Here is a 16,584-nt window from a genome sequence, read left to right as displayed (position 1 = left end):
CTATCAGTCGCGTGAAGCCTTTTTGCGCTCATGCTCTTTCAAGAAGCGCTTGCGCAAACGCACGCTCTTGGGTGTGATTTCAACCAGCTCATCGTCCTCGATGAATTCCACGCCGTATTCCAGCGTGCAATCAATCGGAGGCGTTATCTTGATCGCATCTTCCTTGCCACTGACGCGGAAGTTGGTCAGCTGCTTGGTACGGGTGGCGTTCACGATCAAATCGTTGTCACGGTTGTGGATACCGATGATCATGCCCTCATACACCGGATCGTTGGCGCGCACGAACATGCGGCCGCGGTCATCCAGCTTGCCCAGGGCGTAGGTGAAAATTTCACCGTCGTCCATGGAGATCAATACACCGTTCTTGCGGCCGCCAATATCGCCTTTGTGCGGCTCGTAGCTGTCGAAGATGTTGGCGATCAAACCAGAACCACGGGTCAAGTTCAGGAATTCGTTGGTAAAACCAATCAGCCCACGGGCAGGAATGCGGTATTCCAGACGCACACGGCCGCGGCCGTCGGGTTCCATGTTGACCAGTTCACCCTTGCGCTCGCCCAGCGCTTGCATCACGCCACCTTGGTGTGTTTCTTCGATGTCGACCGTCACCATTTCAATAGGTTCGTGCTTCACACCATCAATATCGCGGAACACCACGCGTGGCTTGGACACGGCGAGCTCAAAACCTTCGCGGCGCATGTTCTCCAGCAAGATGGTCAGGTGCAATTCACCCCGGCCCATGACTTCGAACACACCTTCTTCATCGGTTTCGCTCACGCGCAAAGCCACGTTGTGCTGCAGCTCTTTCTGCAGGCGGTCCCAGAGTTGACGGCTGGTGACGAACTTGCCTTCGCGGCCAGCCAATGGGCTGGTGTTCACGCAGAAGTTCATGGTCAGCGTAGGCTCATCCACCTTCAGCATGGGCAGCGGCGCAGGCTTGTTGACGTCGGTCACAGTCACACCGATGCCGATGTCGCTGATACCGTTGATCAAAACAATTTCACCTGGGCCGGCTTCGGTCACCTGCACGCGGTCCAGACCGTGGAAGGTCAACACCTGATTGATGCGGCCCTTGTAGGACTTGCCATCAGGACCTTCCATGACCATCACATCGGTCAAGGGCCTGATGGTGCCGGCGCTGATGCGGCCAACGCCGATACGGCCAACAAAAGTTGAAAAGTCGAGCGCCGAGATTTGCAATTGCAGAGGGGCTTCCGGGTCACCGGTTTGCGCAGGCACATGGCTCAACACGGTGTCGAACAACGCCGACATGTCGGGGCCCCATTGCTCACCAGGAGCGCCCTCTTCCATGGACGTCCAGCCATTGATACCCGAGGCATACACCACAGGAAAATCGAGTTGCTCATCGGTTGCGCCGAGCTTGTCAAACAAGTCAAAGGCGGCATTGACCACGAAGTCAGGACGCGCACCAGGCTTGTCAACCTTGTTCACCACCAGGATGGGACGCAAACCCAAGGCCAATGCCTTTTTGGTCACGAAACGCGTCTGGGGCATAGGGCCTTCTTGTGCGTCGATCAACAATACAACGCCATCAACCATCGAAAGCGCGCGCTCAACCTCGCCACCGAAGTCCGCGTGACCGGGGGTGTCGACGATGTTGATGTGGGTGTCTTTCCAGCTGACGGCACAGTTCTTGGCCAGAATGGTGATACCACGCTCGCGTTCAATGGCGTTGTTGTCCATCACGGTGTCGACCACTTTTTCGTGATCGGCGAATGTGCCAGACTGACGCAGCAGCTGGTCAACCATGGTGGTTTTGCCATGGTCAACGTGGGCGATGATGGCGATGTTACGGATTTGTTTGCTCATGGTGAGGTTTCCAAGATTTGCTGTATTTCGATGGGGCTCAGCAGCCGCCCCGGGATCAATTCGCCGCCAGCGGTGTGCGCGCTGCCAAGCAAGGTGGTGTCTTTTTTCTCTGTATCGGAATGGGGCAACGGACCAAAAACGGCCACATGTTCGTCGTTGGCCCAATCACCCCGGCGGCGCACACCGCTCAGGAAGCGTGCTGCATTCTCTTCGTCTAACGTGACCCGTGTGTGTCCTTGCAACAAAATCGGCACCGGCAAAACATGTGCCAGCCGTTGAGATTCCGTCTCGGCCTCCAAGGCTTCCAGGGTCACGCATTGTTCCGCGTTGAAAGGCCCGGTGGCCACACGGCGCAACAAAATCAGATGGCCGCCACAACCCAGGGCCTCGCCAATGTCTTCGCCCAATGTGCGGATGTATGTACCCTTGCTGCAGCGCACATGCAACCGCAAACTGGGCGCATCGCCGTCGAGCTGCATATCCAATATATCCAGATCGTGAATGGTGACGCGGCGCGCAGCGCGCTCCACAGTTTCACCTTCACGCGCATATTCGTACAACGGCTTGCCGTCCTTTTTCAATGCGCTGTGCATGGGTGGAATCTGTTCGATCTCACCCATGAAACGATCCAGCACTTCGACCACCTGGCCGGGCGTACAGGTCACGGGTCGCGTTTCGATGGCATCGCCTTCAGCGTCGGCGGTCGTGGTCTTGATACCCAAACGCACCACCGTCTCATAACTCTTGTCCGCATCCAAATGCAATTGGCTGAACTTGGTCGCCGCGCCGAAACACAGTGGCAAGACACCTGTTGCCAGTGGGTCGAGCGTGCCAGTGTGTCCGGCTTTTTCGGCACGAAGCAACCACTTCACTTTCTGCAATGCCTGGTTGCTGGAGAGGCCCAGCGGCTTGTCCAGCAATACAACGCCGTGCACAGGACGTCGGACGACGCGCGTGCGTTGCACTTTTGGTGCAGCAGAACGCACTCCGTCGAGACAGGGTCCGGAGCCCCCCAAGGGGGCTTTCGCACCTTGGGGAAGCCCTGTGATGCTCATGATCAGACCTCGTCGTCCGTGGATCTGGAGGCCACCGCCTTGGAGATCAAGGCGTTCATGTCGGCCGCATGTTCTGTGGTGCGGTCAAACACAAAATGGAGCGTCGGCACGGTGTGGATGTGCAGGCGCTTGAAAAGGCCCGATCGCAAGAAACCCGCGGCGGCAGTCAAACCCTCCAGCGTTTCCACCGGATCTCCGGTCAAAAGGCTGAAGAACACCTTGGCATGGGCATAGTCAGGCGTGACCTCAACCGCATTGATCGTGATCATGCCCACGCGCCTGTCTTTCAACTCGCGCGCGATCAACTCAGCCAGATCACGCTGGATCTGGTCGGCCACGCGAAAGCCGCGGTTGGGGGTGGAGGACGATTTGCGTGCCATGGTCGATTCGATTAGAGCGAGCGCGCCACTTCCTTGACTTCAAAGAACTCGAGCTGATCGTTTTCTTTGATGTCGTTGTAGTTCTTGAGCTTGATACCGCACTCGAAGCCTTCCTTGACCTCGCGCACATCATCTTTCAAGCGCTTGAGCGTATCGATCTCGCCGGTGTAGATGACGACGTTTTCGCGCAGCAGACGGAAGTGCGAAGAACGGGTGACCATACCGGACGTGACCATACAACCGGCAACTGTACCGATCTTGGAAGCCACGAACACTGTGCGGATTTCCGCCTGGCCAATGATCTCTTCGCGCTTTTCAGGCGCCAACATACCCGACATGGCAGCCTTGAGCTCGTCCACGGCATCGTAAATGATGTTGTAGTAGCGCAAATCGACGTCATTGCCTTCGGCCAATTTGCGCGCGCCGACATCGGCACGCACGTTGAATCCGATCACCACGGCCTTGGACGCGATGGCCAGGTTGACATCGCTCTCGCTGATGCCACCCACGCCAGAGAACACGATCTGAACCTTGACTTCTTCGGTCGAGAGCTTGAGCAATGACTGGCCCAAGGCTTCTTGCGAACCCTGCACATCGGCTTTGATGATGATGGGCAGCACCTTGACTTCGCCAGCCGACAAATCGGCGAACATGTTCTCCAACTTGGCTGCCTGTTGCTTGGCCAACTTGGTATTGCGGAACTTACCCGCACGGTACGTGGCAATTTCACGCGCTCGGCGCTCGTCGCTCATCACCATGAAGTCATCACCGGCTTGCGGGACCTCAGAAAGACCTTGGATCTCCACCGGAATGGAAGGACCGGCTTCTTTGATGGACTTGCCATCTTCGTCCAGCATGGCACGCACGCGCCCAGAGGTTGACCCCACCAGCACGACGTCACCCGTCTTGAGGGTACCGCTCTGCACCAACACCGTGGCCACGGCACCGCGACCTTTGTCCAGGCGCGCTTCGATCACGAGACCCTTTGCCATGGCATCGACCGGAGCCTTCAGCTCCAGCTGCTCGGCCTGCAGCAACACTTGCTCCAGCAAAGCGTCAATGCCCTCGCCTGTTTTGGCCGAGACGCCCACGAATGGAACGTCACCACCAAACTCCTCCGGAATGACCTCTTCGGACACCAGCTCGCCACGCACTTTTTCAAGGCTGATTCCTGGCTTGTCGATCTTGGTCAATGCGACCACGATCGGAACTCCAGCGGCCTTGGCATGCTTGATGGCTTCCTTGGTCTGGGGCATCACGCCGTCATCGGCTGCGCACACCAGAATCACGATGTCGGTTGCCTGAGCGCCACGGGCTCGCATGGCGGTAAACGCCTCGTGGCCGGGGGTGTCCAGGAAAGACACCATGCCGCGCGGGGTTTCCACATGGTACGCGCCAATATGCTGCGTGATACCACCGGCTTCGCCAGCAGCAACCTTCGCACGCCGGATGTAGTCCAGCAAAGACGTCTTACCGTGATCAACGTGACCCATCACCGTCACCACAGGGGCACGCGGCAACAGTTCACCAGTGAATTGCCCGCCATCTTCTTCGGGGAATGCTTCAGGATCATCCAGCGCCGCAACCACTGCGGTATGGCCAAGCTCTTCCACCACGATCATGGCGGTATCTTGGTCAAGCGGCTGGTTGATGGTGACCATCTGGCCCAGTTTCATCAACTGCTTGATCACCTCAGAAGACTTCAAGCTCATCTTGTGAGCGAGTTCACCCACGGTGATGGTCTCGGGCACGTGCACTTCGATAACTTTGAACTCGGTCGGTGCGACGAACGTGCTCTGATGCGCGTTGCTCGAGTCGCGACCGCCGCGACGACCGCCACCACCTCCACGCGGGCCACCGCGCCAGTTGGAACGACCTGCACCCGTGTCGCCACGCGTCTTGATCTCTTTCTTCTTGGCCGCATCGTCCTTCCAGGTGGAAGACAGGTTTTCCGATTTGATCTCTTTTTTGCCTCCCGCTGCACCAGCGACGGCAGCAGCACCAGCCACCTTGGCACCTGGTGTGCCTGCGGGTTTGTGCAGCGTGCCTTTGATCGCCTTGGGATCCGGCTCAGGCTTCTTGGCCACCATGGTCTTGGCGGGCGCCGCCATCATGGCTCGGATATTGGCGGCCTCGGCCTCGGCCTTGCTGCGGCGCTCATCGAGATCTTTGGCACGCAGATCATCCGCGAGCTGAGTCTCTGCTTGCTTTTCAGCCAACGCTCGCGCAACCGATTCACGCTCCAGCGAAACCAGCTTGGCTTTTTCGTGCTCTGCAATTCGTGCTGCGGCAGAACCCTCAGCGTCGAGTTCGGCCACAGGCGCTGGCTCGGCGGCCTTCGCTTTCGCTGCGGCTTCGGCAGCAGCTTGCTGCTCAGCGGCGGCACGCTCCTGCTCGACCTTGGCCACCCGTGCCTCTTCGGCCTCGCGATCCTTGCGCTTTTGCGCAAACTCTTCCGCCTGACGGCGCAACAGCTCCGCCTGACGCTTCGCCTCTTCTTCCCGCTTGGCCAGCTCAGCCGTGTCCACCACGGGCGTGGTGTCTACGATTGCTTCTGGCTCCGCTTCTGGCACGGCAGCGACTTCGTCATCGCGCTTGATAAAAGTGCGCTTCTTGCGCACTTCCACCTGAATGGTTCGGGCACGCCCGGTGGCATCGGCTTGCTTGATCTCGCTGGTGGATTTTTTCACCAGTGTGATCTTCTTGCGCTCGCCACCTGCCGTGCCGTGACTGGCCTTGAGGTGGCCCAACAGCTTTTGCTTGTCGGACTCGGTGATCGCATCAGTCCCTGCGGATTTGGGCACCCCAGCAGAGGAGAGTTGCTCCAGCAGGGTTGAAGTGGGCTTGTTCAGCTCGGCAGCCAGTTCGGCGACGGTGGTACTTGTCATGGGTTCTTTTCTCCGCGTGGGCCTCCACTGATTCAGTTAGAGGCCTGGGCTTCGTCACCGGCAAACCAGTGAGCGCGAGCCTTCATGATCATTGCAGTCGCCTCTTCGGGCGCCTGGCCAGTGATCTCGGTCAATTCATCGCCGGCCAAATCGGCCAGCTCATCGCGTGTGTGCACGCCGGCATCGGCCAGCTTGGCCACCAGCTCTTGGGTCATACCCTCGAGGTCGCGCAGGTCTTGCGAGACTTCTTCCACGCTTTCTTCGCGGGCGATTTCCATCGTCAGCAAAGCATCTTTAGCGCGGGTCCGCAGCTCGTTGACAGTGTCTTCGTCAAACGATTCAATTTCCAACATCTCCTGAAGCGGCACATAGGCCACCTCTTCGAGGCTGGTAAAGCCTTCTTCGATCAAGATGTCGGCGATCTCTTGATCCACATCCAGCTTTGCCATGAACACCTTGCGGATGCCGTCGGCTTCTTCGGCTTGCTTCTGGGCCGATTCGTCTGCGGTCATGATGTTGATGCGCCAGCCAGTCAGCTCGGAAGCCAGGCGAACGTTTTGCCCACCACGGCCGATGGCAATAGCGAGGTTTTCCTCATCCACCACCACATCCATGGCATGACGCTCTTCGTCCACCACAATTGACACCACATTGGCAGGCGCCAAGGCGCCGATCACGAACTGGGCAGGATCATCACTCCAAAGCACGATGTCCACCCGCTCACCGGCCAACTCATTGGTCACGCCGTTGACACGGGAACCCCGCACACCGACGCAAGTACCGATGGGATCGATACGCTTGTCATGGGTGTGCACGGCAATTTTGGCGCGCGAACCCGCATCCCGGGCGCAGGTCTTGATATCCAGCAGGCCTTGCTCGATCTCGGGCACTTCCTGGCGGAAGAGCTCAATCATGAATTCAGGCGCCGAGCGCGACAGCAGGATGGGCGCGCCACGCAGCGTCAAATCCACTTCCATGATCATGGCGCGAACCCGGTCACCCGTTCGGAAGTTTTCCTTTGGAATGGTCTCGCTGCGGCGCAGACGACCTTCAACACGGCCACTCTCAACGATCAGATCACCCTTGTCCATGCGCTTGACAGTACCAACAAAAATCTTGTCGCCACGCGACATGAAATCGTTCAGCAGCATCTCGCGCTCGGCGTCACGGATTTTTTGCAAAATGACTTGCTTGGCGGCCATGGCGCCAATCCGGCCAATCGGCACACTCTCTACGGGCTTCTCGATGAAATCGCCTTCTTCGATATCAGGCAACTCATCGCGCGCATCGGTCAGCAACTCTTCCGCATCGGGATTCTGCAAGCCCGCCGAATCGGGGACCACCAGCCAGCGGCGGAAAGTCTCGTAGGCACCAGAATCGGGATCCATGGCCACACGGATGTCCACCTCGCCCTTGTAGAGCTTTTTCGTGGCGGAGGCCAACGCGAGCTCGACGGCGCCCAGCACCAAATCTCGCTCTACGTTTTTCTCACGCGAGATGGCATCAATCAGCATCAACATTTCGCGGTTCATATCACTGGCCCACCTTTCCGAAGCTCTGATTCAGAGTCACAAACATTTTTTGCATAAAACAGCCCACCATCACCCCATCACTCGGAAACACTTCCGGGCGCCGAGGTCTGACGGCCCTTGAAATTCACAATCGGCGCCAAACGCGCCTGCTGCACATCCGACAGCTCAAAATTCAACGCCTGCATCGGCAGGGGCAAACGCTTTTTGCTCACCCGCTGCCCCGGCTTGCGCTCAGGCTCATCGCTCCAGACGATTTGCCAAGACACCCCATCTTCGGCCCGCTCCAGCGTGCCGCGAAACTTCTTGCGACTGGCTGCCACAGCCGAATCGGTGACACCAATAGGCGCTTTGAGCGTCAGATCGATCATCTGACCCTCAAAGCGGATGTAGTCCACCTCATGCCGCAATGGACGATCAATACCAGGAGACCCGACTTCCAGACGCCGGTACTCCAGGCCCTCAACCTCCAACAAATAATGCAGCTGCCGAGTAACTTTCTCGCAGTCTTCCACCGTCACAAATTGAGGCAAGGGTGCAGGCTGCCCCTCCTGAGGCGGCACCCAGGGCAGATCAATGGTCACACGGAGCAAGCCGCCAGCGGATCGCTCCAGATCGACCAGGTCAAGACCCAGCCCTGTGACGGTTTGCGTAACGGTTTCTTGCCAGCCCATTGTGTGTGGTGATTGTCCTGGTGGAGGCGCCCTGGGCACCCGATCAATGTCAAAAACGAAAAAGCGTTCAGCCAAAAAAAATGGGCCGGTAGTAACCCGCCCATTTGGTCGTGAAGCTAGCATTATAGACCGGATTGCCCTCTATTTGCAATATCCGGGCCAGAGTAAACGCTAAATTCCCAATACCCACTGAATCACGTTTTTTGCCACAAAACCCAGCATGCCCAAGGAGAGTACCAAAAAGAGAATGAAGGTCCCGAACTTCCCTGCTTTGGCCTCCAGTGCAAGGTTCAAAACGATGAACAACATGTACAAGATGAATGCGCCGACGCCGAAGGTCAATCCAAACTGAGCAATTTGGCCCTCGGTGAAGCCGAAAAGGGTAACTTCCATACAAGGTCAGCGGGTGGCCGTCTGGCGGGAATATGTCATGTTGCCACTCCGATCCGCCCGGTGAGGTCGCAATAGGCATGCCAACTGGCGTGGGCGATGATGGGAATCAGAACGATCAGGCCCAGCAGAGCCGTCAACATGCCCAGGCCCACCAGAACCGCGATCAGCACAGCCCAGAGAGCCATAGGCCCAGGATGTTCAGCCACGGCACGCCAACTGGCCAGCACCGCCATGCTGACGGGGACCGAGGTGTCTACCAGCATCGGCAGCGCCACCACGGTCGATGCGAACACAGGCGCCGCCAGCAAGGCACCCAACAACAGCCACACTTCGAACAAACCCACTTCGCGCACCAAAACCACCTGGCGCAGAAAATCCGCGGGTTTCTGAATCGCAACGGGTGACCACAAGGTGATCAGGCCCGCAGAGGTCAGCACCCAGCCTGTGCCGGCCAGTGCCAGCAACAAGCCAAAGGTCACCAGGCGCCGGTCACCCGATCGCCACAACATCACCACTTCCCCCACACCAGCACTGCGCCCGCCTTGGCAAGCCTTGCTGACGTGATAGAGGCCAGTTGCAAGAACAGGCGCAACAATGAGAAAGCCGGAGAAAGCACCGGCCAGCAACCAGAACTGATCACGCGCGGCCCACAGCAACAAAGCGCCAAATCCTGTCAGGAGGAAGCCATGCAACAGGCCTGGCACCGGGTTGCGCCTCAGATCGGACCAGCCCAACGCCAGCCATCGCCAAGGCGAGTGCAGGTCAATGCTGCGCAGCTGGGCGTGCGACGTAGGGGCTGGGGAAGCAGATGGATGGGACATGAAAAAGCTCGCGGCAAACACACAAGGTGCGGCGCCAAGTGCACGGTTATAGACGGTGACCACTCAGGCGGTCTTGACAAAGATCAATCTGGGTATTGTCAACCCAGGCGGGTAGACCTCAAGTGCTTGGGCATGTTCACGGGTCGGTGGCTCGCACCAAGGCCTGGGTGTAGCTGTGCTTCGGCCGGGCCAGTACGCTCAGGCAGGCGCCATATTCCACGATGTCGCCCTCTTTCATAACGGCCACCTCATGAGCCATGGCACGAATCACATCCATATCGTGGGTAATGAGCAAATAGCTGAGGCCCCGTTCGCGCTGCAGCCGCTGCAACAAGCGCAACACCTGCTGCTGCACGGTGACATCCAGCGCGCTGGTTGGTTCGTCCAGCACCAGCAACTTCGGCTCAACGATCAGCGCCCGTGCAATGGCCAAGCGCTGCCGCTGGCCACCTGAAAATTCATGCGGGTAGCGTTGCAGCCAGTCGCCGGCTTGCGTCGGGTCGGTCACCAACCCCACCTCAGCCAGCATCTGCTCCACCCGCTCGCGCCGCTCGGCAGCCGACAGTTCAGGGGCATGCACTGTGAGCCCTTCTCCAACGATTTGCTCGACAGTCATGCGGGGTGAGAGCGAAGAAAACGGATCCTGAAACACCACCTGTATGCGCTGGCGCAACGATTTGCTTCTTCCCTGTTTCTCGGCTTGCCTCCAGTCGGTCCCATCCACCTGCAGTTCACCCTCAAAGGGCAGCAAGCCCAAGGCCGCCAACGCCAACGTGGATTTGCCCGATCCCGATTCGCCGACTACCCCCAGCGTTCGACCTTGAGCAATGGCCAGGTTCGCGCCCTTGACCGCAACAAACGCGCCCTTCTTGAACCACCCACGAAGACCCGGCAGCGGCACTGGATAGCTCACCTGCAACCCTTGCGTGCGCAACGCAGGCCTCTCGCCTTGGACCACGGGCGTCTCGACGACATCGCGTTGCGGGCGGCTGGCCAACAGCCGCTGTGTGTAGGCATGGGTCGGCGCTTCAAACACCGCGCGCACGTTGCCTTGCTCCACAAGGCGCCCTTGCTCCATCACGGCCACGCGATCGGCGAACCGGCTCACCAGATTCAGATCGTGCGTAATCAGCAAGACCGCCATGCCGTGTTGGCGCTGCAGATCGCTCAGCAAATCCAGTATTTGCCCGCGCAAGCTCACATCCAGCGCCGTTGTCGGTTCATCGGCCAGTAAAAGCTTGGGCGCGCTGGCCAGCGCCATGGCGATCATGGCGCGCTGGCGTTGGCCTCCGCTGAGTTGATGCGGGAAAGCGTTGGCGCGCCTGGCGGGCTCGGGAATGCCCGTGGCAGCCAGCAACTCCACCACGCCGGCCGATGCCTGTTTGCCCGACAATCCCTTTTTCAGCTGCAGTATTTCCCCGATTTGGCTGCCCACGCTGTAGAGCGGGTTCAACGCTGTCATGGGCTCCTGAAAGATGATGGCCACCTCATCGCCGCGCACGGCGCGCAGCTCAGGTTCGCTCAAGCTGAGCAGATCGCGCCCGTTCAGCCGGGCCGTGCCACTGACTTGTGCGTTATGAACCAGCCGCAACAGCGACAAGGCCGACACCGTTTTTCCCGAGCCCGACTCGCCTACCAGCGCCAGCTTTTCACCGGGAGCAATGTGAAAATCGATACCGTGCACCACATCGCGCCCGCCAAAGCCCACGCGCAGATTGCGAACGCTCAGCAAAGCATCTTGGGGCGGGCTGGACGTCTCGACCTCACCGCTGGGCCGCCCCAAGGTGTGGCCAGCCTCCTCGGGGGGTGGCGAACCTCGCGCAGCGGGGAACCTGGTGGCCGTCATTGATCGGCCTTTCGAGGATCCAGCGCATCGCGCAGCGCGTCACCCATGAAAGTCAGCAGCAGCAAGGTGGTGACCAGGACCAAAAAGGTAAACAACGAAATCCACCAGGCATCGATGTTGTTTTTACCTTGGCTCAACAACTCGCCCAGAGAAGGCGTACCCGGTGGCACACCGAGGCCGAGAAAGTCCAGTGACGTGAGTGCGAGGATGGCCCCACTCATTCGAAAGGGCAAAAAAGTGACCACGGGCGTCAAACTGTTGGGCAGCACATGGCGCCAGATGATTTGGCCGTTGGACAAGCCCAGCGCCCGCGCCGCGCGAACGTAGTCCAGCTGCCGGTTCCGCAAAAACTCGGCGCGCACGTAATCCGACAAGCCCATCCAGCCAAACAGGCTAAGCAAGACCAGCAGCAACGGCAGGCTGGGTGAAAAAATCGCAGCAAAAATGATCAACAAATAGAGCTCGGGCATCGAGCCCCAGATCTCAATGAAGCGTTGAAACACCAAATCGATCTTGCCGCCGAAGAATCCCTGGATGGCGCCTGTGATGACGCCAATCAGGGTGCCGACCGCCGTCAAGGCCAGCGCAAACAGCACGCTCACCCTGAAGCCGTAGAGCAGCTGAGCCAGCATGTCTCGACCTTGGGAGTCCGTACCCAGCCAGTTATCCACGGTTGGACCCGCCGGGTTGGGTGACTTGGCGAAGTAATTGACCGTTTTAGCGCCGTAGGTATTGAGCGTGTAAAGCGCCCAGTTGCCGTCTTGTGACAAGCGCTTTTGAATGAACGGGTCCAGGTAGTCGGTCGCCGTGTCGAAGTCACCACCGAACACCGTCTCTGGATAATCGCGCACCATCGGCAGGTAGGTTTCCCCTTCGTAGCGCACGATCAAAGGCCGATCGTTGGAAATCAACTCGGCAAACAAGCTGATCACCACCAGTGAAACGAAGGCAATCAGGCTCCAGTAGCCCAGGCGATTGCGCTTGAAACGTTGCCAAGCCCGACCAGCGGGGCTGCGAGAAACTGCTGCGTCCGTCATGCCCGACCGCTCAATGAAAAACACCAACAGCAGCCCGGGGCATCGAAACCCAGCAGGCCGAGGATCTGACTCTGCCATTTCAACAGTATTGTCCCAAGGAACCGGTCGGGCCTGGGTTGTCGACGCGCAGTGCGCAAGCGATGGGGGTGGATCATATTCAGTCGAATTTCACGCGCGGATCAACCCACACATAACAAAGGTCGGAGATCAACTTGGTCATCAAACCGAGCAGCGTAAAGAGAAACAGCGTCCCCAAGACCACCGGGTAGTCCCGGCGGATCACGCTCTCAAAGCTCAGCAAACCCAGACCATCGAGGGAAAACAAGGTTTCGATCAGCAAGGACCCGGTAAAGAATGCGCCAATGAACGCTGCGGGGAAACCCGTCACGATGGGAATCAAAGCATTTCGAAAAACGTGTTTCCACAACACCTGCCGCTCTGACAAGCCCTTGGCCCGGGCGGTCATCACATACTGCTTGCGGATTTCCTCGAGAAAGGCGTTCTTGGTCAGCATGGCGGTGACGGCAAAACTGCCGAGCACCATGGCCGTAACGGGCAAGGTGATGTGCCACAAATAGTCCACGATGCGGGCGCCCCAGGAAAGCTCCTCCCAGTTCGACGAGGTCAGGCCGCGCAGCGGAAACCATTGCAACTGACCGCCAAAAATCACCAGCAACACCAAGCCCAGCACAAAGCCGGGAATGGCGTACCCCACCAAGACCACCAGGGTGGTCACCAGGTCAAACCGCGACCCCGCCCTCACCGCCTTGGCCACCCCCAGGGGCACAGCGACCAGGTAACTGATGAAAAACGTCCAGAGTCCCAAACTGATCGACACCGGCAGCTTTTCCCAGACCAGTGCGCTCACCGACTTGTTCTGGAAAAAACTTTCCCCCAGATCAAAGCGCGCAAACCGCCCCAGCATCTGCACAAAGCGCTCCGTTGGCGGCTTGTCAAAGCCGTACAAGGCCTTGATCTCTTCCAGCCGCTTGGGATCCACGCCCTGGGCCGCCCGGTACACCGAACCCCCTTCCGCGCTGGAGCCTGCAGCGGTGCGCGACTCGGCCAAATACTGCTCCACCGGCCCCCCGGGCACGAACTGGATCACGACAAACGTCAACAACAAGACGCCGAACAGCGTCGGAATCATGAGCAGCAAGCGCTTGAGGATGTAGGCAAACATAGGTGAGCTGTAGTGGAAACGGGAATACTCTACCGGCGCGAGCGAACACAAACCCAGGAGGCCGCGGAACTGGGTCCGCCATGCCACCAGCATCGCCCCCTCAAAATAGGCCTGCGAAGTGCGGCAAAGGTGGTCATTTTTTCCACCATGACGACAACACCCAATCTTCCCCTTCAGCAAACACAGGCATTGGCGCCTTGTAGGCCAACCGGCTTTGGTTGAACACGATGCGGTGGCTGTTGCCCGACCATTGGGGCACCATCAAATGGCTGTGCGCCACCACCCGCTCTAATGCACGGCAGGCCGACAGAAAGTCGGGCCGGCTATCGGCCTCCCCCAGCCTCTTCAGCACATCGTCCAAAGCCGGGCTGCTCACCCCAAAATAATTGCCCGAGTCGGGCGTCTTGGCCGCCTCGCTGCCAAACAGCTCAGCATATTCCGCGCCGGGCGTGTGCGTGCCGCCAAACGCCAGGGTCACCACGTCGAAATCAAAGGTGCGCAACTTCTCCTGGTACAAGGCAAAGTCGACCACGCGAACTCGCATCTTGACGCCCAGTTTTTCCAGATTCCGCACCCAGGGCATGGTGGATCGCACGCCACCTTCGTCGCTGGCAAGGTATTCCAGTTCAAACGGCGTTCCCTCAGCATTGGTAAGCACGCCGTCGCGCACCCGCCAACCCGCGTCCTTAAGCATGGCCTGCGCCTGCTTCAAATTGCCGCGCAGCGAATGTTCGCCGTCGGTGCGCGGCGCCACGGCCATTGGGCCAAAAACTGCGGCAGGCAGCTCTTTGGCCCAGGGCTTGAGCAACGCCAACTCGGCCTCGCTGGGCAGGCCGCTCGCCGCGCAATCCGTGCTGCCAAACAGCCCCTGCACCCGCTGGTACCCGCCATAGAACATCTGGCGGTTCATCCACTCGTAGTCCAGTGCGAGGCCAAGCGCCTGCCGAACACGCACATCGCTCAACAATGGCTTGCGAGTATTCAACACATAGCTTTGAAAGCCTGTCGGCAAGCGGTGCTGCAGGTTGACCTTCGCCAGCTCGCCCGAATCAAAACGTTTGCCATCGATGCGGCGCGCCCAGTCACCCGCAGAGAAGATGCGCATGAAATCAAACTCGCCTGCCTTCAAGGCTTCGAGTTTGGCCGTGTTGTCCTTGTAGATCTTGACGGTGATGCGGTCGAAATTGAACAACCCCTTGCGTGCCGGCAGATCCTTGGCCCAGTAGTTGGGATCGCGCACATAGGTGATGTCGCGACCAAACTTCACCGGCCCGATGGTGTAAGGGCCGCTGGCGATAGGCATGTCCACCACCACCTGGTCAAAGGACTTGCGTTGTCCTGTTTTGGGATCGACCTCGTTGCCCCAGGCCCGGCTGAATACCGGCAACCCACCCACCGTCAGTGGCAACTCACGGTTGGGTTTTTTGAACCGGTAACGCACGGTGCGCTCATCAACCACATCCAGCCCTGCCACATCCGTCAGAACAGTTTTGTAGCTCGGACTGACATGAGGACCCATCAAGGTTTCATAGCTGTGCTTGACATCGGCTGCGAGCACAGGGCTTCCGTCATTGAACCGTGCCTCCCTGCGTAACCGAAAAGTGGCGCTGAGGCGATCGGGCGCCACGCTCACATCTTCAGCCAACAAACCGTAGCCGGTGCCGTTCTCATCCAGTGAGCCAGTCAACAAGCCCTCGAACATCAAGGACGTCACAAAGGCTGGATAACTCCCGCGCAACGTGAAGGGGTTGTATTTGTCGAACGTGGAGAGGCGCAGGTTGCTCACCATGCGCAGCTCACCCCCCTTGGGCGCTGCCGGATCAACGTAGTCGAAATGCTGATAACCGACGGGGTATTTCAATTCCCCCCACAGTCCATAGCCATGCGCAGCCCAGGCGGCACTGACCGACAAGGCCATGGCCACCCCCATCAACGCGCGCTGCGCCCAAACGACGGAAAAAACAGAACATAAACCCATGCAGCAATTCTGCGGGATTTTTGGCGGAGTTTTGAGCAATGGGATTTTTGGCGGGCAAAAAACTGCTGCTCACGGGTATCTTGCCCCTTTGATCGATCGCCTAGGGCGTCGCCATGGCCTGCCACGCGCACAAGGCGGGCTCGCGTTCAGATACGTGGGGAACGTTTCCAGTGGCGCATCCCCGAATTCACCGCTGAATTTGATTCAGGCCAGGCAGCTGATTGTGATGTGGCTGACAGTGCGCAGATCGAACACCTGTTTGCCGACCCGTCCCGCTCAGGGCTCAGCCTTGACGGCTTTGTCCCCGCCATCGGCTTGCCCCATACAACGCCATGGGCTTGCACAACGTCAACCTGGAAACCTCTGTGCGCTACCTCACAGAGTCTCTGGACCGATAAGGCAAGCGCGTGAATGGCAACAGCGCAGGGCCCATCAAAACACTGGCCCCCAGCAGCATCAAAAACTTCAGCATGCTGCCCTCGGTGGTGGGCAAGGTTGCGGCGTTTTTGCTGATTGATGTTTGACTTTGCCTCTGGGAGCAACGCCAAAATGACCTAGGCCGATGGCCGTTTCAGCCAGGCTTGCGGCATCAGAAACACGGAGAAGCCGTGTCCTGACGCAGTACAGGCACGGCACAGCAGTGCCTGATACCTGTCTTACTGGCCTTGTTTGCTTCGCTCGCGCAAAACCCCAAAGATTTGGTCTTTGAGCAGCAGCTTTTCTTTTTTCAGCTGCTCAATCTCAATCTGGGTGCCGGGCTCGATGTGAGCCTCTTTGTTCAAGATGACTTGATCCAACGCGTTGTGCTTGTCAAACAGGCGCGTGAAGTGGGCGTCGTGCCCCTTGAGTTGGGTGATCAGATCGCGGAATTCAGGGAACATCGGCAAACCTCCAGGAAATCGGACAAAAGAAACAGGCAAAGCGAGCGGCGCCACCACATAAGCACCCCACCCACTGCATCATCTTAACGGCC

At 58.7% G+C, this 16,584-nt stretch carries 13 protein-coding genes and 1 pseudogene; 1 reads left to right on the top strand and 13 read right to left on the bottom strand.

Annotated features, from left to right (window positions below):
• Positions 1-3: 3 nt before the first annotated feature.
• From typA to E5678_RS05315, 12 genes are all read right to left on the bottom strand, one after another.
• A complete protein-coding gene (gene typA / locus E5678_RS05370; RefSeq protein ID WP_136177566.1) occupies positions 4-1,827 on the bottom strand; it encodes a translational GTPase TypA in 1,824 nt (607 codons plus the stop codon).
• Complete coding sequence (gene truB, locus E5678_RS05365; protein WP_247596920.1) at positions 1,824-2,792, bottom strand: tRNA pseudouridine(55) synthase TruB; 969 nt, start codon at positions 2,790-2,792, stop codon at positions 1,824-1,826. Before truB ends, typA begins: the two co-directional genes overlap by 4 nt.
• A 92-nt stretch (positions 2,793-2,884) precedes the next feature.
• Complete coding sequence (gene rbfA, locus E5678_RS05360; RefSeq protein ID WP_136177564.1) at positions 2,885-3,262, bottom strand: 30S ribosome-binding factor RbfA; 378 nt, start codon at positions 3,260-3,262, stop codon at positions 2,885-2,887.
• 11 nt (positions 3,263-3,273) lie between these two features.
• Positions 3,274-6,150 carry a translation initiation factor IF-2 gene (infB, locus tag E5678_RS05355; protein ID WP_136177563.1) on the bottom strand — a complete coding sequence of 959 codons (2,877 nt, stop codon included), beginning with the start codon at positions 6,148-6,150 and terminating at the stop codon, positions 3,274-3,276.
• 32 nt (positions 6,151-6,182) lie between these two features.
• Positions 6,183-7,682, bottom strand: coding sequence for a transcription termination factor NusA (gene nusA / locus E5678_RS05350; RefSeq protein WP_136177562.1), 1,500 nt, complete (start codon positions 7,680-7,682; stop codon positions 6,183-6,185).
• Between the two features lie 77 nt (positions 7,683-7,759).
• The gene (gene rimP, locus E5678_RS05345) at positions 7,760-8,353 is read right to left on the bottom strand and encodes a ribosome maturation factor RimP (protein WP_136177561.1); all 594 of its coding nucleotides are present in this window, start codon (positions 8,351-8,353) and stop codon (positions 7,760-7,762) included.
• A gap of 171 nt (positions 8,354-8,524) precedes the next feature.
• Positions 8,525-8,746: a DUF2788 domain-containing protein gene (locus E5678_RS05340; protein WP_136177560.1), complete on the bottom strand. Its 222-nt coding sequence runs from the start codon at positions 8,744-8,746 to the stop codon at positions 8,525-8,527.
• A gap of 35 nt (positions 8,747-8,781) precedes the next feature.
• A complete protein-coding gene (locus tag E5678_RS05335; RefSeq protein WP_136177559.1) occupies positions 8,782-9,567 on the bottom strand; it encodes a DUF2189 domain-containing protein in 786 nt (261 codons plus the stop codon).
• 136 nt (positions 9,568-9,703) lie between these two features.
• Positions 9,704-11,413, bottom strand: a complete 1,710-nt coding sequence (locus tag E5678_RS05330; RefSeq protein ID WP_136177558.1) for a dipeptide ABC transporter ATP-binding protein — start codon at positions 11,411-11,413, stop codon at positions 9,704-9,706.
• Positions 11,410-12,450 carry an ABC transporter permease gene (locus E5678_RS05325; RefSeq protein ID WP_136177557.1) on the bottom strand — a complete coding sequence of 347 codons (1,041 nt, stop codon included), beginning with the start codon at positions 12,448-12,450 and terminating at the stop codon, positions 11,410-11,412. Before E5678_RS05325 ends, E5678_RS05330 begins: the two co-directional genes overlap by 4 nt.
• A 157-nt stretch (positions 12,451-12,607) precedes the next feature.
• Positions 12,608-13,633, bottom strand: coding sequence for an ABC transporter permease subunit (locus E5678_RS05320; RefSeq protein WP_136177556.1), 1,026 nt, complete (start codon positions 13,631-13,633; stop codon positions 12,608-12,610).
• A 133-nt stretch (positions 13,634-13,766) separates the two neighbouring features.
• Positions 13,767-15,563 (bottom strand): extracellular solute-binding protein, encoded by a 1,797-nt coding sequence (locus E5678_RS05315; RefSeq protein ID WP_136180640.1) that lies wholly within the window; start codon positions 15,561-15,563, stop codon positions 13,767-13,769.
• Positions 15,564-15,706: 143 nt separating this feature from the next.
• On the opposite strand from E5678_RS05315, the pseudogene E5678_RS05310 reads away from it, so the two are divergent.
• Positions 15,707-16,132, top strand: a pseudogene (locus E5678_RS05310) (SDR family oxidoreductase); the annotation flags it as partial.
• A 135-nt stretch (positions 16,133-16,267) separates the two neighbouring features.
• Here the strand turns inward: E5678_RS05310 and E5678_RS05305 are convergent.
• Entirely contained in the window at positions 16,268-16,492 is a 225-nt protein-coding gene (locus E5678_RS05305) for a YdcH family protein (protein ID WP_136177555.1), read from the bottom strand.
• Positions 16,493-16,584 lie beyond the last annotated feature (92 nt).

The organism is Hydrogenophaga sp. PAMC20947 (genome assembly GCF_004795855.1).
Classification (GTDB): Bacteria; Pseudomonadota; Gammaproteobacteria; order Burkholderiales; family Burkholderiaceae_C; genus Hydrogenophaga.
This window is presented reverse-complemented; position numbering and strand designations above follow the sequence as displayed.